We start from the raw sequence: 24993 nt of genomic DNA on the forward strand, positions 1-24993 counted from the left end.
CCGGGGCTTGATTTGCTCTAAGTCGCTACGATGCGTTCCCCCACCGCCTCTGAAACGCCGCCGGAGACCGCGCCCCCGAACCGCCGGAGCGGGGCCGGCAAACGACGCCGGGCGGGCCGCATCGCCCTCATGTCCGGCGGCGCGGCCGTCGTTGTGGTCATCGTCCTGGCGGGCGGCCTCTATCTGAACCGGCGGGCGGCGGCCCAGCAGATCCTGACCGGCTGGCTGGAGCAACAGGGCGTCCACGCCCAGGTTCAGGTTCAACGCATCGAGCTGGACGGCTTCACCGGCCGAATCCTCATCGGCGATCCCGCCCACCCCGACTTCGTCGTCGACCGGGCCGAGGTCGACTACGCCATCGGCGCCCCCTGGTCGCGCGCCGGTTTCGGGGTCACGCCGGGCCGCATCCGCCTTGTGCGCCCCGTCCTCTCGGCCCGCTGGCATGACGGCAGCTTCTCGATGGGGGCGCTGGACCCCTTGGTGAAGAAATTCACCGGCCAGCCGCCGAAGCCCGACAGCCATGGCCCACTGATCCTGGTCGAGAGCGGCCAGTTGCGCCTCCAGAGCGACTACGGCGCCGTCACCGTCCTCGCCGACGCCCGCGTCAACGACGGCAAGCTGATGCGGCTGGTCGCCCGCATGCCCGCCGCCGCGCTGAAGAGCGGCGAGACCTCGGTTAGGGGGCTTCAGGCCGACGTCGACCTGACCACCACGGGCGACCGGGTGGCGGTGACGGTCCATTCCGCCGCCGAGGCCGTATCCGGCCCGGCCGGCCGGGGCCGCGACCTGCGCCTGTCATTGACCGGCGCCCTGCCCTACCCCGACCTCAAGACCCGACGTGGCGACGGACAGGCCCGGATTCAGGCGACCCTCACCGCCGGCTCGGCCGCGACGGGCCAGAACAGCCTGACCGACGCCGCGCTCAAGCTGACCTTCGACGGCCAGACCCAAGGCTGGATCGAGGCCTTCCACATCACCGGCGCCACCGATCTGGCCCTCACGGCGCGCGAGGCCTCCACCGAAACCCTGAAACTCAACGGCCTGCGCGCCACGGCGAACGGCGCCGCCGCCGAGGTCGCACGCGGGACCACAGGCTTCCGCACCGCCCTCTCCGGCCCGGTCGCGGCGACCGCCGACCGCTTCCGCTTCGGCGAGCTCGACCTCAAGACCGTGCGCACCACGACCGCCCTTCAGCTCGTCGCCGACGATGCGCTCCGCATAAACGCCGCCATCGCCGCCACCGCCGCCCACGGCGCCTGGCCCCTTTTCGGCCCGGTGGCGTCCGACGACATCCCCGAGCTGGCGGAAATGAAGCGGGCGCTCGGCGACTTCGCCGTCTCCGCCCCCGCCGTTCGCCTGACGGTCGGTCCCACGAGGACCGAGGCGCGGCTGACCCGGCCTGTCCGCCTGACCCCGGCCAACGGCGGCGTCCTGACCCTGACGGCGACCTCGACGCCCGTCTTCGCCGCCGCGCCCGGCCAACTGGGCGGCGGCGCCCTGTCGGTCACGGCGACGCGCGGCAAGGGCCTGCCCGAGGCGACAGTCGCCGTCCCGCGCTGGAGCCTGACGCCCACCGGCTTCTTCGCCGATCTCGACGCCCGCGCCGCCCTCGACTTCGGCCTCGCCCAGGGCCTGACCGTGCGGACGGCGGGCCGTCTGACCTCGGCCAATGCGCGCCTGACCTATGCGCCCCGCGGCTGCAGCGCCTTCACCGCCCGCCTGCTGGAGCTGGGCGAGAACGATGTGTCCGACGTCGCCGGCCAGCTCTGCCCGCCCGCCGGACCGCTGGTCACCGTCGACGACGGCGGCTGGCATGTGCGCGGCCGCTTCGCCGGCGTTTCCGCCGCCGCCCCCTTCCTTGAGGCCCGCATCGCCGACGCCGAGGGCGGCCTGAGCGTCGACGGCTCCAAGGGCGGCGACCTGACCCTGTCGGCCCGCATCGAACAGGCCACGGTCCGCGACGCCGCCGCCACGCGCCGCTTCAACCCGCTCAAACTCACCGGAACCGCCGGTCTGGCCAAGGAAATCTGGACCGGGACCTTCGACGTCGCCTCTGGCCCGAACCCGCTTGGCCGGATCGAACTGCACAACAACGGGATCACCGAAAGCGGTGGCCTGACCCTCGACACGGGTATGCTGACCTTTGCGCAGGGCGGCTTGCAGCCGCTGGACCTCAGCCCCCTCGTCGCCGGCTTCGTCGAGCCGCCCGTGACCGGTCAGGCGCGCTTCACAGGCCGCTTCGACTGGACGCCCGAGACCCAGACCAGCTCGGGCCTCATCACCATCCCCGGCCTCGATTTCACCAGCCCCGTCGGCGAGGCGAAAGGACTGAAGGGCGAGGTCGTCCTGACCAGCCTCGTCCCCCTGACCACCGCCCCGAACCAGACCCTGACCCTGGACAGCCTGGCCTCCGTCACGCCCCTGACCGATCTGAAGCTGGAGTTCGGCCTCGACCTGACGCGCTTCACCCTCGGCGGGGCGGATTTGAAGGTCGGCGGCGGCGTCGTTCGGATCGAACCCCTGTCGGTGCCCTTCGACCGCACCAAGACCATCACCGGCGCCCTGGTCCTCGACAAGGTCCAGATCGGCAACATCTTCTCGGGCGCAGGTCTGGACGACAAGGTCAAGCTGGACGCCATCGTCTCGGGCCGCCTGCCCTTCACCTCCGGCCCCGAGGGTGTGCGCGTCCAGGGCGGCGTGCTGAACGCCGTCCAGCCCGGCCGCCTGTCGCTGCAGCGCGAAGCCCTGACCGGCATGGAGGCCTCCAACGCCGACGCCGAGGTCCCGCCGAACATGATGACCGACCTGGCCTATCAGGCGCTGGAGAACCTGGCGTTCGACGACATGACCGTGGTCGTCAACAGCCTTGATGCCGGCAAGCTGAACCTGCGCTTCGCCATCCACGGCCGCCACGATCCGCCGCAGAAGCAGGAAATCCGCCTGACCTGGCTGCAGGTCCTGCAACGGCGGTTCATGGACAAGCCCCTGCCCCTGCCCTCCGGCACCGGAGTCAATCTGAACCTCGACACGACCCTGAACGCCAACCAGCTCATCGGCGACCTGCTGGAGCTGAACCGCGTCCGTCAGGGTCAGGTCGCCGCCGAGACGCCGCCGCCCGCCCCTGTTCCCTGAAAATGTTCAGGGGCCATTCACCCCGCACCGCGTTAAGGTGGGGGACGTCATCGATTCCGGAGTAGCGACCATGATCACAAAGCGGACCCTCGCCGCACTCGCCCTCGGCGGCCTCGCCGCAGCCGGCGCCTCGGCCTGCACCCCGACCGTGCGTCTGGAAGTGGCCCCGATCACCATCAACGCCACGCTCAGCGCCGACGTCCGCATCCGTCTCGACAAGGAGCTGCAGACGCTCCTTCAAGAGAACCCCAACCTGTTCTGATGGGAAAGATTCAGCAGATGACCTTCCGCAAACTCATGATCGCCGGCGCCGCCGTGGCGCTCCTGGCCGTCGGCGCGACCGCCGCGGTCGCCCAGACCTCGGCCCAGAAGGCCCTGATCGACTCTGCCAAGTCGCAAGGGACCGTGGGCGAACAGGCCGACGGCTATGTCGGCATCCGCACCACTGCCGACGCCGACCTGCGCGCCGCCGTCGACGCCACCAACAATGGCCGCCGCGCCGTCTATGCCCGCAGCGCCACCGAGGCCGGCACCACGACCGAAATCGCCGCCGCCCGGATGTTCGAGACCCAGCTTCTGGGCCGCATCAGCTCCGGCCAGTGGTACAGGAACGCCGCCGGCCAGTGGGTCCAGCGCTAATCATGCCGTAGCCGGCGGGGATCACCCCGCCGGTTTCAGCAACTGGGCGATAGCCGCGTCCAGCTGGGCGTCCCGGCCCGACAGGGTCTCGCCCAGCGGCCGTTCGACGGCCTGATCCACCGCCCGCGGGTGCATCTCCATATCGTCGCCGGCCGAGCCCTGGATCCGCGATCCCGGCAGGCGCACGGTCGAGCCGTCGATCAGCCGCTCGCTGCCCGTGAAGATGATCCAGCCGGCCGTCGGCTGGCCCACCACCTTGCCCAGCCCCAAGGTGCGATAGCCCTCGGTGAAGTCCTCGGCGTCCGACAGCGAGGATTCGTTGGTCACCAGCACCGTCGGCTTGTCCAGCGCTCTCTGCCCCAGCGCCTGCCGGCTGGGCACTGTGAACAGGTCGCGCGGCGTCATGTGCAGGAAGTTCCGGCGCGAGAAGACGTCCAGCGCATAGCCGTTCACGAACCCGCCGTTGTTGTTGCGGATGTCGATGACGATGCCTTCCTTGCCCTGGTTCTGGCTGTCGAGGTCCAGATAGAGCTGGTTCAGACTGTCCGCCGACATATCGATCATATGGACATAGCCCAGCCGCCCGCCCGAGGCGCGCTCGACATAGGCCCGGCGGCCGGCCACCCACTGGCGATAGGCCAGACCGGACGCCGTCCCCGCCCCCACCGGACGCACGATCGCTTCATGCCGCCCCGAGGCGTTGGTGAAGCCCAGCACCACCCGGTCGCCGACCTGGTTCTGCATCAGGGCGTCCAGATTGGTGTCAGTCGCGATGGCCTGACCGTTCACGCTGACGATACGGTCGCCGACCTTGATCGAGCCGGCGATGAAGGCCGGGCCCAGATTGACCACCTCGCGCACGATCAGGCCGCGTCCGGCCTCATAGGCCTCGCGGTCGAAACGCAGGCCCAGGTCGCCGATCCGGTCCGTCGGAACCGAGCCGCGCGGCGCCCCCATGCCCGAGTGAGACGCGTTCAGCTCCCCGATCATCAGATTGAGCGTCCGGCGCAGTTCGTCCGAGGTCCGGGCGCCCGCGACATAGGGCTGGAACCGCGCGCGCAGGGCGGTCCAGTTCTGGCCGTTGAAGTTGGGGTCGAAGAAATTGCGGTTCAGCGTGCTCCAGGTCTGGTCGAACACCACCTGCTTCTCGCGCGCGAAATCGACGTCCATCTGGGCCTGGATGCCGATGGTCTTGGGCCGGGGCATCTCCAGCGTCGTGGTCACCACCGAACCGCCGTCGAGGTAGAACAGGGTCTTGCCGTCGCCGGTCAGGAAGAAGTCCGGCTTGGGCTTGGGGGTGGAGCTGATCTGCTGGGCCACCGGCGGCTCGGTCGCCAGCTCGTCCAGCGACCAGGAATAGAGGCTCTCCTGCCCCCGCTCGCTGGCGCGGAAGACCAGGGTCTTGCCGTCGTTGCTGATCACCGGCCCATCGGCGTTGAGCCCCAGCGGCAGAAGCGTGGCCCGCTCGCGGATGCCCTCGAAGACGATGGAGACATTGACCCGCGGGGCGCGCGGCGGGGCGGCCGAAGGCGCCGGCGGCGCCGCGCGCTGGCTGCGAGCCGGGGCGGCGCTTGAGGCTGGCGGGGTCGCGGGAGGCGTGGTCGCCGGCGTGGTGGAAGGCGCATCCGGCGTCTCGGTCTTCGGCGCTTCCGGGTTGAACAGGTCGCGGAACGCGTCCTCGCGGTACTTGGGCACATGCGGCAGCAGGTCGATGCGGACGATCCGCGAGTCCTCGGTGCGCTGGGACGTGTCGAACAGGATGAACTTGCCGTCCGGCGACCAGGTGATCTTGCCCATCTGGCCATTGCCCAGGAAGCTGACCGGCCGCGCCTCGCCGCCCGCCGCCTGCACGACATGGACATTGGTGAAGGATCGGCGGTCGACCACCGGGAAGGCGATCCATTTGCTGTCGGGCGACCAGACCGGCGTCGGCCCGCGTTCGTCGGTCGCCAGGGCGCCGGTGAACAGCACGCGATCCGCCGCCGGCGAACTGGCCGTCGGCAGGGTCATGATGTGCAGTTCCTTGACGTCGGTCACATAGGTGATCGACTTGCCATCCGGGGCGTAGGCAATGGCCGAGGCCATGCCCGAGGTCGTCAGAAGGGTCTCGGTCGAGGTCTCGAAATCGTACTGGGCGATGACGTGGTCCAGACCGCGCTCGGTGACATAGAGCAGCTTTCTGGAATCCGGCGACCAGACCATCTCCCGCTCGGCGGCCAGGCTGGTGGTCACGCGCTGGGCCGGGCCGCCGTCCTTGGCCGAGACGGCGAACAGCTCGCCATGGGCCAGGACCGCGACCTTGCGGCCGTCCGGCGACAGGGCCATGCGCTCGAAATTGGTCAGGGTCACGTGGCGCTGGCTCTCGGCCGCCGAGGCGCCGCGCAGGGTGATCGGCACCTGGGCCGCCTGCCCCGTCGCCGGGTCCGCCTTCCAGACGCCGAAGTCACGCTCGAACACCACCGCCGAGCCGTTGGCCGCCATGTTCGGATAGAGGAACCGGCCGCTGGTGAACCGGGTCACCTGCGCGGCCTCCCCGCCCGCGACGGGCATGCGCCACAGGTTCTCGGCGCCCGAGGTGTCGCTCATGAAGTAGAGGGTGCGGCCGTCCGGGCTCCACATCGGCCAGGCGTGCTTGGCTTCGTCGGCCAGCAGCTTGCGATAGGCGCCGCTCTCGGCGACGGGCTTCACCCAGATCTCGGTTTCGTCGATGTGGGAATGGCCGTTTCGCCACCACTGGCCGTTGCTCAGACCCCGCGCCATCAGGGCGATGGATGACCCGTCCGGCGAAGGCGCGGCCTGGAACTCGGACAGATACTGCTCGCGGCTGACCTCCAGCGGCGTGCCGCCGGTCGCGGCGACGCGGAAGATGTCCGGCTGGCGGGCCACTTCGTTGATGCCCGAGGCGAAGTAGAGCCATTTGCCGTCCGCCGACCAGGCGTCCAGCTCCTCGTTGGACTCGGCGTAGGTGATCCGCGTGGTCGCGCCGCTGGCGAGATCGAGGATGTAGATGTTGGCGTTGCCGCCGCGCGTCGAGGTGAAGGCCAGCTTCGTCCCGTCGGGCGAATACAGCGGCCTGCCTTCCGTCGCTGCATCGGTCACCAGCAGATGGGCCACCCCGCCCGAGGCCGAAACCTCCCAGATGTCGCCGCCCGAGACGAAGGCGATCTGGCTGCCGTCCGCCGACAGGCTGGGCTCGGCCAGCGACGGCTTGGCCTCGACAGTCGCGGTCTGCGCAAACGCCTGGCCCTGAACGAAAAGCTGCGTCAGGGCGACCGCGATCAGGGCCGCCGCCTGGTTGGTTTTCATGTGGTTTTCGCCCCGGGGGAAGTCGTCTGGATCAGGCGCCCATCGCGCGGCGAATGGCCGCGCTTGTCAAGTGACTTGACGGAAACATAACCCGTCAGTTATGGAATAACCCATAACCACGAAGTTATCTATTTTCATGACGCCCGCTGATCCCGATCTTCTGTTCCGAACCCTTGGCGACCCGACCCGCCGGGCCCTGTTCGAGCGCCTGTGCCGCGAGGGGGAACAGACCGTCGGCGCCCTGACCGCCCGGGCTGGAGTGTCCCAGCCGGCGGTGTCCAAGCATCTGGGCGTCCTGCGCCAGGCCGGGCTGGTCAGCGACCGGCACGAGGGCCGCCAGACGTACTGCAGCGCCCGCCCCGGCGCCCTGTCGGCCCTGACCGACTGGACCCGCGACATGACCGACTTCTGGGAGGCCCGTCTCGACGGCCTCGGAGACCTGCTGAACAGGATGGACCAATGACCGCCGCTGAAACGCAATCCGTAATCGTCGAGCGGGAGTACCCGCACGCCCCCGAGAAGCTCTGGCGCGCCCTGACCCAGCCGCACCTGATCGAGGAATGGCTGATGAAGAACGACTTCGTCCCCGAGGTCGGTCACGGCTTCAAGCTGCGCGGCGACTGGGGCGGGGTGCTGGACTGCGAGGTCCTGACCCTCGAGCCCAACCGGACCCTGGCCTACAGCTGGGACTTCGACAGCGAGGACCCGGCCTTCGCCCTGAAGAGCGTCGTCACCTTCACCCTCACCCCCACCGACGGCGGGGTTCATCTGCGCATGGAACAGGCCGGCTTCCGTCCCGAGCAGAAGCAGGCCTCGGGCGGCGCGAAGTTCGGCTGGGCCAAATTCCTCGACAACCTCGATCAGCTGCTGGCGCGGGAGGGCTGAGCCATGAACGCCCTGATCCGTCAGATCCACCGCTGGCTCTCGATCGCCTTCACCCTGGCGGTGATCGTCAACATCGTCGCCTTGATCCAGAAGTCGCAAGCCGTCTGGATCGGCCTTCTGGCGCTGTTTCCACTGATCCTGCTGCTGATCTCGGGCCTGTATCTGTTCGCCCTGCCCTGGGTGGCGCGGTTCAGGCGGTCGCCGGGCTGAACCCGGCGCCGCCTTTGCTCGCAACCGGCTGAAATCAGGCGGCGTTCCGTCCGCGCCCGCCGGTCGGCTCAGCATGGGCCCACGCCGTGGTAGCGTGCCGTCCGGTCTTTGACAGTTCCAGCAAACGCGTCCTGAGGACGCCGCGCCGATTGCACTCCTGCCGCTCCGGAGTGCAATCGCTTATCGCGATACGCATCCTTGAAAATCAGAAGCTTGGCTGATCAACCTCAGGTTTGACTTTCAGAATTGCACTTTTTGCACCACCTTTTTTCGAGTGCACGCCGCCCCCGCCTCAGCCATGGCGAACGATGCAGCGGAAGCCGACGTGCGAGGTCGAGGTGTCCACCGGCTGGGCATGGCGCGCCGCCGGCCGATAGCGCCGGCAGTAGGACGGGGCGCACAGGTGCGAGCCCCCCTTCAGCACCTTGCGCGGGATGCGGATGTTGGGCTGGCCCGGATCGAAACTGGCCTCCAGCTCACCGCCCCGCGGGTTCCTGGGCGCGCAGCAGGCCCGGGTGACCACCGCGTCTGTCGACCACCAGTCCTGGGTCCACTCCCAGGTGTTGCCGATCATGTCGTACAGGCCAAAGCCGTTCGGCTCGAACGCCCCCACGGGGCTGGTGTAGCGCTGCCCCTCGGGCTTGCGGTTGTTCCAGGGGAAGTCGCCCTGCCAGGTGTTGGCCATGACCTTGCCGCCGGGCTCGAACTCGTCGCCCCAGGCATAGGCGGTGTCGGCCCCGCCCCGGGCGGCGTACTCCCACTCGGCCTCGGTCGGGATCTCCGCTCCGGCCCAGCGGGCATAGGCCGTCACATCGGCCCAGGCGACATGGACCACCGGATGGTCCCAGAGGCCGTCCAGGGTGCTCCCGGGGCCCCGCGGGTTCCGCCAGTTCGCCCCGTTCAGATAGATCCACCAGGCGCGGATGTCGTTCAGCGGCACGGGCCCCGGCGGCGGGGTGAAGACCAGGGACGCCGGCTGCAGCATCTCCGGCGGCGCGCCCGGATAGTCCTTCGGGTCCGGCGGGATCTCGGCGAAGGTGGTCCAGCCCGTGTCCTCGATGAACTCGGCGAAGTCGCGGTTGGTCACCGGATGGATGTCGATGGCGAAGGAGTCGACCATCACCGCATGGACCGGCGCCTCTTCGGCGTAGTGGTCGTCGGACCCCATCATGAACAGGCCGGCCGGCAGCTCGATACGGGCCGGACGACGCGGATCGGGCCTGCGCGCCCGGGCCGTCATTTCAGTCGCTCCGCGACACGGGTCTCGGCGATGTGTGACATGGATTGATCCCCCTCGGACTGGCCCAAGAGGTGCCCCGACGGAGCCGTCGGGACGATCAGGTCAAACCCCGAAGTCCGCCCGAAACAGCGCCCTACGGGCGCCGTGTGGCGGCCGAAACACGGGTCAGGGGGTGATCAGATGCTGCTTGATCGCGAACCGGACGAACTCGCCCGCCGTCCGCACCCCGGCCTTGCGCATGGCCGAGGCCCGGTGGGTCTCGACGGTCTTGACGCTGATGCTCAGGTCGCGCGCGATGGCCTTGTTCGACTGGCCCTCGGCGATCAGCTGCGCCACCTCGAGCTCGCGCACGGTGAAGGTCTTCAGCCGCGACCGCTTGCGGTCCTGGACCAGGCCGTCGAGCAGCAGTTCCGAGACCCAGGGCGAAAAGTACGGTCGCCGGGCTCCGATCGCAGAGATGGCCGCGCTCAGGTGCTGCTGGGTGTCGGTCTTGAGGATATAGCCCTTCGCGCCGGCTGCCAGCCCCTCGTTCACCGTCTCGTCGTCGTCGCGCATCGTGAACAGCAGGACCGAGATCTCCGGCGCCTCCTGCTTGAGGCGGCGAGTCAGGGTCACCCCGTTCATATGCGGCAACGACACGTCCAGCACCGCAATGTCCGGACGCAGGTTCAGCGCCATCTCAAAGGCTGTATCGCCGTCGGCGGCCTCCCCGACAACTTCCCATGCCGGATTGGAAGAAATGATCTCACTCACCCCGCGGCGAACAACCTCATGGTCGTCCGCCAATAGTATCCTCAACACAGCGCCCTCCCCGACAGCCCAGTTCAGGTGAAACCATTAGGGGCTGAATAAATGCAGTATATCAGAAAAAACCCTTAGGAGTTGTGTTATGGTGCTTGCGTAGGGCTTTTCAGGAGGCGGCTTTGTCAGGGGCCGATACCCGAACCCGCGCGACCGTACAGGCGTCGTATGACGTTGAGGATTCGCGCCCACCGCCGGTCACGGACCATCACCATGGTCCGGGCCTGTCACCGGGCATGGCCTATATTCTCGACCTCGAGACCGGCCGGCCGAAGTACATCGACGCCTTCCTGGAACGGCTGCTGGTCCCCAGCGGCGGGGCCTTCCGGTTCGGCGGGTTGCGGCGGCGGCTGATCCCGTCGGACGTCACCATCCTCAATGCCCATCTGAAGAAGCTGCACGAGTTGCCGCCGGGCGAGATGGCCGACATGGTCATCTCGATCGCCCAGGACGATGACCGGCTGTGCTGGCTGCATTTCCGCTCCCGCCTGCTCGCCCGACCGGGCGAAGCGCGCGCCCGACAGATCATCGGCGCGGCCGTCGAGGTTACGGCGGACTACGCGCCTGCCCTGATCAAGGACCTGGAACGGCGGATCATCCACGCCGAAGAGGCCGAGCGCCGCCGCATCGGGCGCGAGCTCCACGATTCGACCATCCAGCATCTGGTCGCACTCGACATGTTGCTGGGGTCCCTGGAAGGCAAACCCCAGGGCCCCAACGAAGCCATCGTCAGGGAAATGCGCGAGACCTTGAGCGCGGTTCAGAACGAGATGCGCACCTTCGCCTTCCTGCTCCACCCGCCCAGCATCGAGGAACAGGGGCTGGAACAGACCCTGCGGCGCTTCGCCCAGGGCTTCGCGCGGCGCACCGGCCTGGCCATCGAGATGGACATTCGCCTGAACGGCGCCTTCCTGCCGTTCGACACCGAAGTCGCCCTGTTCCGCATCGCCCAGGAGGCGCTGATGAACGTGCACCGGCACGCCCAGGCGACGGCGGTCAACGTCGAGCTGGTCGCCGAACCGGCCGAGGTCAGCCTTGTGATCACCGATGACGGACGGGGCATGAACAGCGCCCAGCTGGCCCTGGCGATGAAGGGCGGCGGCGTTGGGATCGCCAGCATGCGATCGCGCATCACCTCACTCGGCGGCGCGATGCGCATGGACTCCAACGGGCGGGGCGTCAGCGTCCTCGTCACGGCGCCCCGCCGGTCGCGCCGGGCCTGACGACCGGACATTCCGGGCACGGGGCATATGGGAACGGAGCGCTAGGGTCTGACCCGATGCCCCGCGTGTCGGTCCTGTGGTGTGGTCGCTCAAATTGTCTGGAAGCCGCCATGCCCGCAGTTCTCCCGTCCTGGAGAGATGACGCCGCCCGAAGCGCCATTCTGAACTTCGTCGCTCTGACGACCGATCCCTCCAGCGCCCACTTCGTCGCCCAGGAAGACCGGATCGCCGTCTTTGGCCATGACGGCGCCCTCTGGTGCGAAACACCAACCACGGTTCAGACCCTGTTCGCCCGCGAGAGTCTGGAGAAGCTCGCCGAGAGCGCGCCTTCCCTGCGCGACCGCGAGCCGTTTCGCACCCTGCTGGAGCGGGATCCGACCGCCGCCCACCGCCTCGGCAAGCGCGCCATCTTCGAGGCCATGGCCCTGATCGACGCCGGCCTGACCCTGCCGGAGTTCGAGGCCCGGGTCAGGGCGTGGCTGGAGATCACACCGAACCCCGCCCTGGTCCGCCTGTGCGCCAATCTGGTCTATCAGCCGCAGCTAGAGCTCCTCCAGTATCTGCGGGCGAGCGGGTTCCGGCCGTGGATCGTCTCGGCCGGCGGCGTGGACTTCATCCGCGCCTTTTCCCAGCGCCTCTACGGCATCCCGCCCGAGCAGGTCATCGGCAGTTCCAACCGGATCGAGCAGAGGTTTGACGCCTTCGGCGGCTCGGTGCTGTGCAAGCTGCCGATGGTGCGGCTGTTCAACGATGCAGAGGCCAAGGTCGAAACCATCGCCGACCACATCGGCCGGCGGCCGATCCTGGCCTTCGGCAGTTCGGACAGCGACCTGCCGATGCTGCGCTACGCCATGGGCGGGTCGACGCCGGGGCTGGCGCTCATGCTCCACCACGACGATGCATTCCGCGAGGCGGCCTATGACCGGGAGAACCAGCTCAGCCCGCTGATCGAGGGGCTGGATCACGCCCGGGAGCTGGGCCTGACGGTCGTGTCGATGGCGCGGGACTGGAAGAAGGTCTTCGCCTGATCGCGCCTGCAGCCCCCGCCTCAGAAGGCGCCGGTCTCGGCCGGCTCCGTCGGCGCGGCCCCCTCGATGGTGCGGTTGAACACCTCCGGCGGCTGGCTCGCGAGGGAGTCCTTGAGCAGCAGCATCGGCCGCTGCGATTCCCGCACCCCCCCCGAGGTCGGGCGATCGACATCGATGATCAGCAGCAGCGACAGGGTGAAGAGCAGGCACAGCATGGTGGCCAGGGCGATGCCGTGGCGGCCGTACAGGACGAAGCCCAGCACCCCGGCGCTGACGATCTGGTAGATCAACAACAGCAGGAAGACCTCGGACGGCACATGCAGCCCCCGGGCGACCTTGCGGGCCGTGTCCATGTCGATGACCGCATTCACGGATTCGATGAAGGCCCCCGAGAACTCGGCATCGCGAATGCCGGGCATGACCGCGACCGTCTCCGCCCAGAGGTCCGTCAGCAGCCTGTTGTTCTGGTGGACCAGGACGTCCCGCTCGGGCCCGGGGCCTTGCGCCTCGGCCAGGGCGATCCGGTTGTTCGTGTAGACGACCAGAACATTGCTGACCCGCTCGCGGTGCGGCGACGGCAGGAGCTGGGCGCGCAGATAGGCGGTGCCGATGTCGTTGGCCTCTTCCAGCACCAGGGCCCGGCGGCCCTCGTAGCGCTCGATCGCCAGCGAGAAGGTGAAGCCCAGCAGCAGGGCCAGAAGGCCGAGCACGCCCGAGACGATATAGCCCTCCTGCCCGGACGCCTCCTTGTCGCCCGAGACGGCGACCATGCGCCGGCGAATGAGCCAGCCGACGACCGCCGCCAGGCCCATGGAGAGCACCAAGCCGATGCCGACGAGCCATAGGGGGGTCGCGTCAAACGCGCCGGTCAAGGTGTTGGTCATGTCAGCCCTCCGTCGGCAACAGGGTGGCGGTTGGAGGCCAAAGGCGCCTATCGGTCGGATTCCCTAGAGAGGCTCATGGCGTCACCCCCGGTCACGCTGGACGGCCAGCCCCGCCCCCCGACAAGCGTTGCGGGTTAGACCCGAGTGCCGTTTCGGGCGGATGATCGCAGTCTGTGGCTCCGTTTGGAGAGATCACCATGTCCCGACTGACCTTCCCCCTGATCACGGCGCCGGTCGTCATCGCCCTGTCTGTGGGGGCCCTTTCGCTTAGCCTGGCGGCTTGTGGCGGTGGCGGCGCCACCACCGCCATCGAGACCCAGACCACCGGCCAGCAGCTGATCGATCTCAAGGCCGCCCTCGACGCCGGCGTCATCACCCAGCGTGAGTACGATACCAAGCGCCGCGAAATCCTGCGCCATAACTAGACGTGGACGCCAACTCTGATCGGATGCGGCGTCGCGTGAACCTTCCACGCCTCGGCCTCTGCGCCGTTTCGGCCCTGTCGGTGTCCTTCTGCGGCGCCCCGGCCTTCGCCCATCGCGAGCCGGGGAGCAGCGAAAGCCGCAAGCCCGGTCAGTGCCCGCCGATCAAGGGGCGGGCCGCCATGAAGATCCCCGCCAGCACCCCCACCGCCAGCAGCAGGAAGGCGATGATGAAGGTCGGCGTCGCCGAATAGTGAATGTCGCTGTGCAGCAGCTTCTCGCCGTAGAGCCGCTCGCGCCGACCATTGAGCTCCCGCCCGAAATGCATGTGGGAGACGATGCCCATGACGAGCAGCAGGACGCCGAGCGACACCAGGGCCAGGCCCAGGTTGCGGGGCGCCGAGCTGATGCTCGGAACAACGCCGGTCTTCTGCAACTGCCGGAACGCCTCGAAGATGGTGAAGCCGAAGCTGATCAGCGACAGGGACGTCCGCACGATCGACATCAGGGTCCGGTCCGCGCTCATCCGCGTCCGCTCGAACGACAGGCTGGTGCGGTTGGAAGACAGCTCCACCGAGGGCGAGCCCGCGATGAATTGGCTGTCGTCTACGGGTTTGTCGGACATGGAGGCCTCGCGGGTTGAGCGGTTGACGTCCGCCATCCAATCCTCCGCCCCCGACCTTGGCGATCAGGTCTTTTGCCCAGTTCGCTTGCTTCCACGGAAAGGCCTTGCCGGGTTTGACCCGATGCCCGTCGCATCGAAACACTGATGTCTTTCGCCCGCAGGAGGTAACGAATGGAATCCGTGTTCAAGGAGGTCGCGAGCTACGTCTCGCTGCTTTGCGAGTTTCTGGCGGTCCTCTGCGTGGCAGTGGGCGCGGTCAAGGCAGGGCTGATGTGTCTGCGCCCCCTGCTCAGCGACAGTCCCGGCGGGGCCTACAAGCCGGCCTGGATCGCCCTGGCCGCCTGGCTCATGCTGGCGCTGGAGTTCGCTCTGGCCGCCGACATCGCTGATACGGCCATCGCGCCCAACTGGACCGAGATCGGCCAGCTCGCCGCCATCGCCGCCATCCGCACCGTGCTCAACTTCTTCCTGGCGCGCGACATCGAAACCCTGGCCGAGCCCGCGAGATCCGAGACCGTCGCACCCGCCGCATAAGACGGATGCCCGCCGCCGCATGAAGCCGGCCCGCACCGAAAGGCGCGGGCCGTTTGCTTTCGGGCCGTTACCCACCGGCCAAAAGAAAACGACCCCGCGTCGGAGAACGCGGGGCCGAGTGCGCCCGGGAGTTGGGGCGTTCCGGGACCCGACGTCATCCGGCGGTTGGGGGGCTACCGGGCTGTCGGGCACGATCAAAAGACACCCGATTCACCTCGAAACATATCCGGTCGAACCCTGATATTCCGCACCGCGAACCCCGAGAATCCTTGGAGCGCCGCCTTGACCCGGGCCGTCGATCGCCACGGGCAAACCGTGTCCAAGGCGTTCAAACCGCTCCGGGTTTGTGCCGATAGGCTCCGTATTGATCGTGGATAACATCTGGGCCTCCAACCTCGGGAGGCTTTGATGCGATTGATCTGGCTGCCTGTTCTTCTCGCAGGCACCCTCACGCCCGCCGTGGCCTTGGCCCAGACCAAGACGGCCCAGTTCGCGGTCCGCGCCCAGGTGGTGGCGGACTGTCAGGTCACCGCCCAGGACCTCAATTTCGGCGTCTACAGCTCAGCGGCCGCCTCCACGGCGACAACCGTTGTGACGGTGCGCTGCACGCCCGGATCGGCCGCGACGGTCAGCCTCGACGGCGGCGGCTCGGGCAATCCCCAGGCCCGGCGCATGAGCGGCCCGGCCAATCTCAACTATCAGGTCTTCCGCGATGCGGCCCTGCAGGACCCGATCAACACCGCCGGCGCTGCCTGGCAGCTGTCGGGGCAGGAAAACACCGGCCAGACGGTGACCTACACCGTCTACGGCCAGACCCCGGCGGGACAGGTCGTCCCGGCGGGCAACTATGTCGACATGGTCCGGGTGACCGTCCAGTTCTAGGAGCTTCCATGACACGCGCCTCGATCATCGGAACGCTCGCAGCGCTTCTGGCGTCCTCATCCGCCCTGGCGGACTCCATCGAGATCGGCCCAACGCGCCTGCAGATGGTGGGCCCCGAGCGGACCACGACCCTGACCATCCGCAACTCCAATGATGCGCCCGCCAGCATCCAGATCCGGGCCATGGACTGGAGCCAGGCGGACGGGACGGATCAGTACGCCCCCTCCGCCGTCATGCTGGCCAGCCCGCCACAGGCCTCCCTGGCGCCGGGCGAGAGCCAGGTGATCCGGCTGGTGATCGAGAACCTGCCGGCCGCCGACCGCGAACGCGCCTTCCGGCTGGTGATCGACCAGATCCCGAGCGACCAGTCGCCGAGCGGCGCGGGCGTGCGCACCGCGGTCCGCGCCCTCGTCCCCGTCTTCGTCACCACCGCCATCACCGACCGGCCGAGGCTTCAGTGGACCGCAGTCCGCAGCGGAAGCACGGTGACCCTGACCGCCGTCAACGACGGCGCCGCGCACGAACGTCTGATCGGCGCCACCCTGAGCGCGGGAGGCCAGCCGGTCGGCGATCCCCTCGAGGGCTATGTCTTGGCCGGGGCGCAGCGGGTCTGGACCATCGAGGGCGTTCCCGACGGGACGCAATCGCTGACGATCGCCGGCGAAGGCGAGTTCGGCGAGGTCCGCGCCGATGTTCCGCTCGCGCCATGAGACGGCCCTGCTTTCGCTCCTGCTGACCACCATGTCCGCGGCGCCCACCGCGCGGGCCCAGCAGCCCGAGCCCGCGCCGCCTGTCCAGCAGGACGCGCCGGCGACCTATCTGCTCGACGTCAGCGTCAACCACTGGCCCCTGGGTCTGGTGGCGCGCTTCGTCCTTGACGACGGCCGTCTGCGCATTCCTGCGGAGCAGTTCGACGGCCTGGGTTTCGTGCTCGATCCGGCCCTGACCACACCCATCGGCGCCGGGCGCTGGATCTGGCTGGACGGGATCCAGGGGCTCAGCTGGACCATCGACCAGTCCGCCCAGACCATCGACCTCATCGCCGAGCCGCGCCTGCTGAAGACCACCGAGCTGCGGGTCGCGCCCGGCATCGCCCCGGTCGAGGCCCACGCCGACTGGGGGGCGATGCTGGCCTGGGACGCCTTCGGCCAGTGGTCCCCGCGTGAAGACGACCCGCTGTTCGGGCGCAATTTCTCGGTCAATCTGGACGCCCGTCTGTTCTCCCCCCGGTTCACGGCCTTCGTCGGCGGCGTCGTCTATGGCGCCCCCGACGAAGAGACCCGGTTCGTTCGGCTGGAGACCCACCTCGACTTCGACGATCCCGCCCACAGCCGGCGGCTGCGTCTGGGCGACTCCTTCACCGCAGGACCGCAGTGGACGCGCACCCTGCGCTTCGGGGGTCTGCAATGGGGCAGCGACTTCAGCCTGCGGCCCGACATCATCACCTCCCCCGTGCCGACCCTGACGCAGGAGGTGTCCGTCCCCTCGACCGTCGATGTCTTCGTCAACGGGGTGCGACGCTATTCGAACGCCGTGGTCCCCGGCCCGGTGCGGCTCAGCGACCTGCCGATCATCACCGGCGCCAATACGATCCGGGCCGTCATCACCGACCGGTCAGGGCGCCGCACCGAGGTCAACCTGCCCTTCTATGCAGGCGCCGACCTGCTGGCGAAGGGCGGTGGCGCCTTCTCCATCGAAGCCGGCTTCCCGCGCCGGAACTACAATCTGTTCAGCAACGACTACGGCCCCGCCTTCGCCTCGGGCAGCGGCGCCTATGGTCTCAGCGACGCGATCACCCTGAGAGGCTACGCCGTGGCGGCGGAGAACTATTGGGCCGGCAGTGTGGGCGCGGCTGTAGCGCTCGGCCGGTTCATCACGGTCGAGGGCGCCCTGATGGGAGGCCGGGCCGGCACAGAGGAAGGCTGGGCCTACTATGTCGCCGCCTCGCGCCAGACCGCCCGCTTCAATGTCGCGGCCACCTATGTCTACAACTACGGCTTCACCGATCTGGCCGCCTGGTTCGGCTATGCGCGCATTCAGGAACGCGCGACGGCGTCGGCAGGCTACAATCTGGGCCCCTGGGGGCAGGTCAATCTGGTCTATGCGCGCGAGCGGACCGGCGACCACGCCCTGACCAGCGTCGTCTCGGGAACCTGGGGCGCGGATCTGGGGCGGCGGCGAACGGTCCGCCTCTCGACCTCGGCCTATACGGACACCGAAACGGGAGCGTGGGGCGCGATGCTGTCGCTGAGCATGCCGCTGGGCCAGCACGCCCAGGGCTTCGCTGAGCAAAGCTGGCGCGACGGCGCGCCCGAGAGCGAGGTCCAGCTCCAGGGTCAGGGGTTCGACAACCGCCTCGCATGGCAGATGGCGGCCGTCTCGGGTCAGGACGAGGCCACAATGGCGGACGCCAACGCCAGCTGGCGCGGCGCCCGGGCCGAGCTGTTCGTACGGGCGACGCGACTGGACGACTCGACCGGCTTTCAGGGCGGCCTCGCCCAGTCGCTGGTGCTGATGGGCGGTCAGGCCTTCCTCGCCGGGCGGATCAGCGACGGCTTCGCGGTGGTCGACACCGCGGGGACGCCGGGCGTGCGCGTGGCGCTGGAGAACAGGCCCGTCGGGCGCACGGGGCGGTCGGGACGGCTGCTTGTCCCCGACCTGCAGTCCTGGCTGCCCAACGCCATATCGCTGGACGCGACGGACCTGCCCATCGACGCCGCGCTCGCCGACAGCACCCAGCGGGTCGCGCCCCGAAGCGGCGCCGGATTGGTGGCCACCTTCGAGGTGACCCGCGCGCGGTCGGCCATCGTCTTGCTGGTCGGCCCCGACGGCGCCCCTCCCCCGGCGGGCGCGACCGTCCGGTTGGCGGGACAGGATTTCGAGGCCCCGATGGGCTTCGGCGGGGAAATCTATGTGCGTGGCCTGACCGTCGGCGAGAACCGGCTCGAGGTCCGATGGCGCGACGGCGGCTGCGACGCCCGTTTCACCGTTCCGGAGACGCAGGGCTCGCAACCCCGGATGGGACCCTATCCATGCGTCTCCTGACTGCCCTTCTGGCCGCCGGGGTCTTCCTTGCGCCCCAGCCCGCTTCGGCCCAGACCACGATCTGCCAGATCAATGTCACTGGTCTGGTCTTCGCCCCCTACCGCAGCCTGGACCGCAGCCCGGTCACCAGTATCGGGCGGGTCCAGGTGATCTGTCCGGGCGGCGGCGCGAGCGGCGTTCCCCGGGTCACCCTGAGCGCCGGCGGATCCGGAAACGTCATCGACCGCACCATGACCTCGGGCTCGGCCGAGTTGCACTACAACCTCTATGTCGACTCCGCCCGCCGCCGCGTGCTGGGCGACGGGACCGCCGGCACGACGCCCTTGCCCCCGCCGCGCACCCGCGCCTTCGGCATCGGGACCTGGGCCATCTTCGGAGCGATCGCGCCGGGTCAGCGGGTTCCGGCGGGCGATTACTCCGATACCCTCTTGATCGAGGTCGCGTTCTAGGGCTGGTCGGAGGAGATGGCTTCGATCCTGCTCCTCGCCGTACTCCAGACCGCGTACGCCGCTCCGCCCGCCCCTACCGGTACGATGGTGGTGCGGGTGCAGGTTGCGCAGACCTGCGTCCTGTCGGCGTCCGGGGCCGCCTGCCGGGGCTCGCGAGACGCTCCGCCCCGGCTCGTGCGCGAAGCCGGGCGTGTGACCTACAGCTTCTAGCCCACCGCTCCCTTCCCCACCGGCAATCCCCTGCTCCGGGCCGGGGGTTTTCCCGGATGCCTCCCTGCGGGTCACCGCCCCAGAGTGGCGACGGACAGGAAGGGACCGCGATCGTGCGCCGCAGACAGACCCGGACCAGATGGATCGCTCCCGGCGTCGCAGCCTTCGCCGGCCTCGCGGCCCAGGCGAGTTACGCCCGGGCTTCCGATCCCGACATCGCCCCTCCTCCTGTCGTGGAGACCGCGCCTGACCCGGCCCCTCAGGCCGACGCCGCAGCCGCGCCGCTCGCCGTCAAACCCGGCTTCTTCGGCCAGTTCATCGACCCGGAAGACCGCTACCTCGACTTCTCCGCCTTCCTGTCGAAGGGCGGCTTCATCCCCGTGCCGATCATCATTACCGAGCCGGCGGTCGATGGCGGCGGCGGGATCGCCCTGGCCTTCTTCAAGGTCGATCCCGAACATCCGCGTCAGGTCACCCGGCACGTCATCGCCGCCTTCAAGACCGGCAACGGCTCGAACGGCGTCGGCTATTTCCAGAGCGGCTATGCCTTCGACGGGCGGCTGAACTACCGGTTCGGCGTCGCCCATGGCGAGATTACCCTGGACACCTACCCCGCCTTCGCTCCGGGCGGCGTCGAATACACCAGCCAGTACGACTACGGCCTCCTAGGCTCGGCGCTCTGGCATTTCCGCGACGACCGCTTCTCGTTCGGTCCGACGTTCGACTTCCGCAAGCTGACGTCCTCGATCAACACCAGCTTCCTGCCGGAGGACCTCGCGGGCGACTTCGGCCAAACCCTGCAGACCGGGGCCCTGGGCCTGGGCCTTCACTTCGACAGCCGCGACAACCCCATCACCCCGACGCGCGGCGTGAATGCCTATGTCGAGGGCAAGTTCAACCGCGAGGCCTTCGGCAGCGACCGCGACTATGACGTTTACGCCGCCGACCTGTACGTCTTCGGCAAGAGCGCCGGTCCGGTTCGCTATAGCGCCAAGGTCGAGGTCGACGCCATCCGCGACGACTTCCCCTTCTTCTACGCCCCGGCTGTCAATCTGCGCGGGGTCCAGGCCGCCGAGTACCAGGGCATGACCGCCCTCAGCACCGAGGTCGAAACGACCTGGCAGGTTTCGCCGCGCTGGGCCCTGCTCGCCTTCGCGGGATATGGCTCCGCCGACAAGGGCGACCGCCGGACCTTCTCGGACTCAGGCGACATCTGGGCCGGCGGCGTCGGCTTCCGCTACCGGCTGGCGCGCAGGCTGGGTATGGACGCCGGCGCCGACTTCGCCTGGGGTCCCGACGGCTTCATCTGGTACCTGCAGTTCGGCCACGCCTGGTCGTTCGGCATGGATTGACGCCTTAGCCTGTTCCCACCCGATTGTTCTCTTGTCGGGATGGCGCCGTTCAGGCCGACAAGGCCTCGATCAGCTGACCCATGTTGTGGATGTAGGTCCCGGTCGAGATACCCTCCTTCGGATAGTCTGTCAGATAGGGAGAGGTGTCCGAGGCGTCGCCGACGCGGGTGATGCGGAACTCCCCGAGCGCGAGCGCTGCGGTGGAGTCGGCGACGTAGGGATTGCTGGTCGAGGACAGCAGCGTCGGCCAGTAGCCCTCGGCGTTCAGGCCCGAGACCAGGGCGTCGACCTGGCCGCCGCCCGACGGCGCCGAGGCCATCAGACTGCCGCTGTTGAGATCCGAAACCCGCAGGGCCCGCGTCGTATAATACTTCGGTAGCGGCACGGAGCCCGGCGCCGAGAGAATGGCCGAGCCCTCGCTGACCTTCTCGGCCGGCATCGACATCAGGGCCGCATAGCGGGCACGCAGACCGGCGATGTCGATGGTGCGGAAGCCGCCAGCGTGGACCACCGTGTCCTTGGGATCCTTGTTCACATAGTACTCGCCATTGACGACGTTCGAACCCCGGCGGTGGACGTAGATCGGCGCGTTGGTGCCGAACTCGATATAGGTCGAGTGGGTGTGCCCGTCCCTCTGCAGGGCCTGCGGAAGGGTGACGGATTCCAGCCAGTCGATGGCCTCGGCGATCCGCGCCATATACTTCCGGTCCCCGGTCAGGACGTAGAAGTCCATCATCTGTTCGAGATTGCCCGCCGTGGCGTGGGTCGCCAGGGCCCGGGGCTCATAGGTCCGGGCGCCCGCCGGCTGCAGGTCGTCGACCGTGTATTGCATGGCCCAGCCCGGCTGGGGCGCGGCCCCTTGGGTGACGATGAAACAGTCCATGGCGCGGCGGATCGGATCCAGCACCCGCCTATCGCCCATCGACTGGTAGACGAAGGTCAGGAACTTGATGTTCTCGGCCGAGACGTCGTCGTTGAAGGTGATGTAACCGCTGTAGTCGGCATGGCCGTGCAGGCCGCCGTCCGGAACGCGCGGATAGCGCTGGGGCCAGCCGCCGATGCGGTACTGGCTTTCCAGAACGAAGTTGATCGCCTTGTCGAGCGAGGCCTTGAAACGAGCGTCCTTCTTCTCCAGCCAGACGCGCAGCATGAAGTTGGCCGCGTCCTGGGTCGTGACGTCGTCGAAGGTGGCGTTCGGATAGTGGTGCTGGAATTCCTCCATCCGCCAGGCGTTCTTCGCATAGGTGGCGTACCAGCGCTCAAGCGAGGCCTCGCCGGCGGTGTCGATGACATAGTTCCAGCCGCCGCAATCGAGCTGGCCCTTCATCAGGGCGTCGGCGACCTTGCCGGCGGCGACGTAATAGTCCTCGTCGCCCGTGGCGTGGTACGCATCGAGGAACAGGTGACCCATGGTCGCCGTGCCCGGAGGCTGGACCCAGATCATGGTCGGCGACGCTTCCAACTCACCCCAGCGCCGCGACAGGTCGGGCGTGTAGGACCAGACATAGCCGTCCCCGACCGCCACGGTCTCGGTCATGAACCGGGTCGCCCGCTTCATGGTCGCGAGGATCGCCGAGCGGTCAGCCGCGAGGGCCAGACCCGGCGCCGTCAGGGCCAGACCGGCAGTGGCGGCGCCGGCGAGCAGGACGCCCCGGCGCGAGAGTTGGGAAGCGGACATGTCGGATCCTCGGGAAGGCGAACGGAAAATCACTGAAGGACGGCCGCGCCGTCGGGACGGCGGGCATGGGAAAGCCAGTCGCCGATACGGGCGCTGATCGCGGCGCTGTTGCGCTCCAGCATGACCATATGGCCGTTGCCGGTAAGGCCCCATTCGGGCAGGCGGACGAACTGCGTCTGGACCCCGGCCTGGACCAGATACCGCGCGGTGCAGTGGTCGTAGCCGGCGTGGTAGGAGGCCTCGCCCACCAGGATCAGGATCGGCATCTTCGCCAGATGGGCCAGCCGACGCGGCGTGCCACCCTGGGACCAGCAACCGGTCAGTTCGGGGTCGTCGGACGGCGTCCAGACCTTTGTCAAATCGTCCGGCGACGACAGGGCGGGCTCATAGGTCAGGGGGGGGGTGGTCAGGCCGTAAGGCCGCGTCACCCGGTCGGGCGAGCCGTCGCCCCAGGGCTGGGCCGCGCTGGCGAAGGGCGGGCCGCTGGGTTCGACGGCGACGATCGCCCGCACCAGATCAGGGCGCAATTCGCCGATGCCCCAGCCGAAGGGGCCGGACTGGGAATGGGTGATCACCACCGCCGGCCCGATCCGGTCCAGCAGGGCCGCGCCTGCCTCGGACACCAGAACGGCGGACACCGAACCCGAGGCGTATTCGACCTGTGAGGCGAAGAACTGGTCGAAAGCGGGATCGCCGGGCTTGCCCGCGCCGGGCCACTGCGTATGCCGCCGCGCCTGGGGCCATCCGTAAGCGGCGCCGGGCGCGAGGTCGAAGGCTTCCGGCGCGGTGAAGCGCTGCTCCAGCACCAAAGGCCCCTGCCGGTCGGACGGGCCATAGGCCGCGTCATAGCCGGAGGCGCCCCGTCCCGGCTGGTCCATCAGATAGACGGTGAAGCCATGACGCACGAAGTCCATGGCCCAGCCCTCGCGCCCGTCCGGCGTGCCGAGGAAGTTGGCGATGGTCTGGCCCTGCCCCGGGATCAGCACCAGCGGCGTCCGGTGGCGCGCCCGCCGCGGGGTCAGCTTCAGGACATGGGCCTGACCCGTCATCCGGCTCTGGTCGGCGTTATAGGCGCCGCCGGCGAAGGAGACGTCGACCCGCTCCAGCCCGTCGGCCGCGCAGCCGCCGAGCAGGGCAAGAGCCCCCGCAACTGCGACCAGAAGCCGTTTCACGAGGCGGCCGCCGGCACGGGCTCACCGTTCAGGACGGCGCGGGCGCGATCGCGGTCCAGCGCCCCTTCCCACCGCGCCACCGCGACGGTGGCGACGGCGTTGCCGATCAGGTTGGTGACCGCCCGGGCCTCATTGAGGAATCGGTCGACGCCCAGCAGCAGGACCAGACCGACCACGGGGATGGTCCCCACCGCCGACAGGGTCGCCGCCAGGGTGATGAAGCCGGCCCCGGCGACGCCCGCCGAACCCTTGGAGGTCAGCAGCAGGACGCCGAGGATGACCAGCTGGTCCATCAGGGTCAGGGGCGTATTGGTCGCCTGGGCCACGAAGATCGCGCCCATGGTCAGATAGATGCAGGTGCCGTCGGCATTGAAGGTGTAGCCCGCCGGCAGGACCAGACCGACCACCGTCTTCTCGCACCCCAGCCGCTCCAGCTTCTCGACCATGCGCGGCAGCACTGCTTCGGTCGAACAGGTGCCCAGCACCACGAGGATCTCCTCGCGGAAGTAGCGAAGGAACTTGATCAGGGAGAAGCCGGCCCAGTGCAGCACACCGCCCAGCACCACGACGATGAACACCCCCGTGGTCAGATACAGGCAGATCAGCAGCCGGCCGAGCGACCACAGGCTGTCCAGCCCGTAGCGGCCGACGGTGAAGGCGATGCCTGCCCCTGCCCCCAACGGCGCCAGCTTCATGACCATGGCCACGATGCGGAACAGCATGTCCATCAGCCGGTCGGCGCCGTCCAGCAGCGGCCGCGCCCGCTCGCCCATCTGGGTCAGGGCGATGCCCACCAGAACGGCCAGCAGGATGACCTGCAGCATATGCCCTTCGACGAAGGCGCCGAGGAAGGCGTTGGGGATGATGTCGAGGAGGAAGCCGGTGACGGACTCGGCCTCGGCGGCGGTGGTGTAGCTGGTGATCGCCCCGGCATCGAGGCTGGCCAGATCGACGTTCATCCCGGCGCCCGGCCGGACCAGATTGACCACGACGAGGCCGATCAGAAGCGCGATGGTCGAGGCCACCTCGAAATAGAGCAGCGCCCGCGCGCCGATGCGGCCGACCTCCTTCATATCCCCCATACGGGCGATGCCGAGGGCGACCGTGCCGAAGATGACCGGCGCCAGCATCATGCGGATCAGCTTGATGAAGCCGTCTGCGACCGGCTTCATCGCCGCCCCGATCTCGGGCGCGAAGACACCGAGCGCGACGCCCAGCGCCATGCCGACCAGAACCTGTACGTAAAGCGGCTTCAGCCAGCGCAGGCCCGGGACGG

Annotated in this window: 23 protein-coding genes; 15 read left to right on the top strand and 8 right to left on the bottom strand. The window is 68.6% G+C overall.

The features are described 5' to 3' along the window. The first annotated feature begins 30 nt into the window (after window positions 1–30). The 3 genes from AC07U0_RS12560 to AC07U0_RS12570 all read left to right on the top strand — a co-directional run bounded on the left by AC07U0_RS12560 (window position 31) and on the right by AC07U0_RS12570 (window position 3771). Window positions 31–3132, top strand: a complete 3102-nt coding sequence (locus AC07U0_RS12560; protein ID WP_494720352.1) for an intermembrane phospholipid transport protein YdbH family protein — start codon at window positions 31–33, stop codon at window positions 3130–3132. Window positions 3133–3202: 70 nt separating this feature from the next. Further along, window positions 3203–3394, top strand: coding sequence for a YnbE family lipoprotein (locus AC07U0_RS12565; RefSeq protein ID WP_492949282.1), 192 nt, complete (start codon window positions 3203–3205; stop codon window positions 3392–3394). Window positions 3395–3411: 17 nt separating this feature from the next. Further along, window positions 3412–3771, top strand: coding sequence for a YdbL family probable chaperone protein (locus tag AC07U0_RS12570; RefSeq protein WP_494720353.1), 360 nt, complete (start codon window positions 3412–3414; stop codon window positions 3769–3771). A gap of 21 nt (window positions 3772–3792) precedes the next feature. Here AC07U0_RS12570 and AC07U0_RS12575 read toward each other — a convergent pair whose 3' ends face one another. Beyond that, window positions 3793–7077, bottom strand: a complete 3285-nt coding sequence (locus tag AC07U0_RS12575) for a S41 family peptidase (RefSeq protein ID WP_494720354.1) — start codon at window positions 7075–7077, stop codon at window positions 3793–3795. 136 nt (window positions 7078–7213) lie between these two features. Here AC07U0_RS12575 and AC07U0_RS12580 point away from each other — a divergent pair, with 136 nt between their 5' ends. Genes AC07U0_RS12580 through AC07U0_RS12590 form a run of 3 tightly spaced genes read left to right on the top strand, consistent with a single transcriptional unit; the run spans window position 7214 to window position 8172 of the window. Beyond that, window positions 7214–7540, top strand: coding sequence for an ArsR/SmtB family transcription factor (locus AC07U0_RS12580; RefSeq protein WP_492033210.1), 327 nt, complete (start codon window positions 7214–7216; stop codon window positions 7538–7540). After that, entirely contained in the window at window positions 7537–7962 is a 426-nt protein-coding gene (locus AC07U0_RS12585) for an SRPBCC family protein (RefSeq protein WP_494720355.1), read from the top strand. Before AC07U0_RS12580 ends, AC07U0_RS12585 begins: the two co-directional genes overlap by 4 nt. Window positions 7963–7965: 3 nt before the next feature. Continuing rightward, window positions 7966–8172 (top strand): hypothetical protein, encoded by a 207-nt coding sequence (locus tag AC07U0_RS12590; protein ID WP_494720356.1) that lies wholly within the window; start codon window positions 7966–7968, stop codon window positions 8170–8172. Window positions 8173–8464: 292 nt separating this feature from the next. Here the strand turns inward: AC07U0_RS12590 and AC07U0_RS12595 are convergent, their stop codons facing one another. Beyond that, the gene (locus tag AC07U0_RS12595) at window positions 8465–9412 is read right to left on the bottom strand and encodes a formylglycine-generating enzyme family protein (RefSeq protein WP_494720357.1); all 948 of its coding nucleotides are present in this window, start codon (window positions 9410–9412) and stop codon (window positions 8465–8467) included. Between the two features lie 165 nt (window positions 9413–9577). After that, window positions 9578–10213, bottom strand: a complete 636-nt coding sequence (locus AC07U0_RS12600; RefSeq protein ID WP_492949275.1) for a response regulator — start codon at window positions 10211–10213, stop codon at window positions 9578–9580. A gap of 236 nt (window positions 10214–10449) precedes the next feature. Between AC07U0_RS12600 and AC07U0_RS12605 the strand changes: the two genes are divergently transcribed. Both AC07U0_RS12605 and AC07U0_RS12610 read left to right on the top strand, forming a co-directional pair. After that, window positions 10450–11436 (top strand): sensor histidine kinase, encoded by a 987-nt coding sequence (locus AC07U0_RS12605; RefSeq protein WP_494720358.1) that lies wholly within the window; start codon window positions 10450–10452, stop codon window positions 11434–11436. A gap of 110 nt (window positions 11437–11546) precedes the next feature. After that, window positions 11547–12464, top strand: coding sequence for an HAD family hydrolase (locus tag AC07U0_RS12610; RefSeq protein WP_494720359.1), 918 nt, complete (start codon window positions 11547–11549; stop codon window positions 12462–12464). Between the two features lie 20 nt (window positions 12465–12484). On the opposite strand, the gene AC07U0_RS12615 is transcribed toward AC07U0_RS12610, so the two are convergent. Further along, window positions 12485–13348, bottom strand: coding sequence for a bestrophin-like domain (locus tag AC07U0_RS12615; RefSeq protein WP_494720360.1), 864 nt, complete (start codon window positions 13346–13348; stop codon window positions 12485–12487). A 197-nt stretch (window positions 13349–13545) separates the two neighbouring features. Here AC07U0_RS12615 and AC07U0_RS12620 point away from each other — a divergent pair, with 197 nt between their 5' ends. Continuing rightward, on the top strand, window positions 13546–13773 hold the full coding sequence (locus AC07U0_RS12620; RefSeq protein ID WP_494720361.1) for an SHOCT domain-containing protein: 228 nt from the start codon (window positions 13546–13548) through the stop codon (window positions 13771–13773). A 148-nt stretch (window positions 13774–13921) separates the two neighbouring features. On the opposite strand, the gene AC07U0_RS12625 is transcribed toward AC07U0_RS12620, so the two are convergent. Then, on the bottom strand, window positions 13922–14431 hold the full coding sequence (locus AC07U0_RS12625) for a DUF202 domain-containing protein (RefSeq protein WP_494720362.1): 510 nt from the start codon (window positions 14429–14431) through the stop codon (window positions 13922–13924). A 135-nt stretch (window positions 14432–14566) separates the two neighbouring features. Here AC07U0_RS12625 and AC07U0_RS12630 point away from each other — a divergent pair, with 135 nt between their 5' ends. The 6 genes from AC07U0_RS12630 to AC07U0_RS12655 all read left to right on the top strand — a co-directional run bounded on the left by AC07U0_RS12630 (window position 14567) and on the right by AC07U0_RS12655 (window position 20867). Next, window positions 14567–14929, top strand: a complete 363-nt coding sequence (locus AC07U0_RS12630; RefSeq protein ID WP_494720363.1) for a DUF1622 domain-containing protein — start codon at window positions 14567–14569, stop codon at window positions 14927–14929. Between the two features lie 408 nt (window positions 14930–15337). Further along, window positions 15338–15811 (top strand): Csu type fimbrial protein, encoded by a 474-nt coding sequence (locus tag AC07U0_RS12635; protein ID WP_494720364.1) that lies wholly within the window; start codon window positions 15338–15340, stop codon window positions 15809–15811. 8 nt (window positions 15812–15819) lie between these two features. After that, window positions 15820–16521, top strand: a complete 702-nt coding sequence (locus AC07U0_RS12640; protein WP_494720365.1) for a fimbrial biogenesis chaperone — start codon at window positions 15820–15822, stop codon at window positions 16519–16521. Beyond that, window positions 16502–18856: a fimbria/pilus outer membrane usher protein gene (locus tag AC07U0_RS12645; RefSeq protein WP_494720366.1), complete on the top strand. Its 2355-nt coding sequence runs from the start codon at window positions 16502–16504 to the stop codon at window positions 18854–18856. The genes AC07U0_RS12640 and AC07U0_RS12645 overlap by 20 nt, the downstream gene beginning before the upstream one ends. Continuing rightward, complete coding sequence (locus AC07U0_RS12650; RefSeq protein WP_494720367.1) at window positions 18844–19305, top strand: spore coat protein U domain-containing protein; 462 nt, start codon at window positions 18844–18846, stop codon at window positions 19303–19305. The genes AC07U0_RS12645 and AC07U0_RS12650 overlap by 13 nt, the downstream gene beginning before the upstream one ends. A 323-nt stretch (window positions 19306–19628) precedes the next feature. Further along, entirely contained in the window at window positions 19629–20867 is a 1239-nt protein-coding gene (locus tag AC07U0_RS12655; RefSeq protein ID WP_494720368.1) for a BamA/TamA family outer membrane protein, read from the top strand. A 49-nt stretch (window positions 20868–20916) separates the two neighbouring features. Here the strand turns inward: AC07U0_RS12655 and AC07U0_RS12660 are convergent, their stop codons facing one another. Genes AC07U0_RS12660 through dctA form a run of 3 tightly spaced genes read right to left on the bottom strand, consistent with a single transcriptional unit; the run spans window position 20917 to window position 24982 of the window. Next, entirely contained in the window at window positions 20917–22545 is a 1629-nt protein-coding gene (locus tag AC07U0_RS12660; protein WP_494720369.1) for a pectate lyase, read from the bottom strand. A gap of 29 nt (window positions 22546–22574) precedes the next feature. Further along, window positions 22575–23717, bottom strand: a complete 1143-nt coding sequence (locus AC07U0_RS12665) for an alpha/beta hydrolase (protein ID WP_494720370.1) — start codon at window positions 23715–23717, stop codon at window positions 22575–22577. Further along, window positions 23714–24982, bottom strand: a complete 1269-nt coding sequence (gene dctA, locus AC07U0_RS12670) for a C4-dicarboxylate transporter DctA (RefSeq protein ID WP_494720585.1) — start codon at window positions 24980–24982, stop codon at window positions 23714–23716. Before dctA ends, AC07U0_RS12665 begins: the two co-directional genes overlap by 4 nt. Window positions 24983–24993: the final 11 nt, after the last annotated feature.

The sequence above is a fragment of the Brevundimonas sp. GW821-FHT02A10 genome (assembly GCF_059422025.1).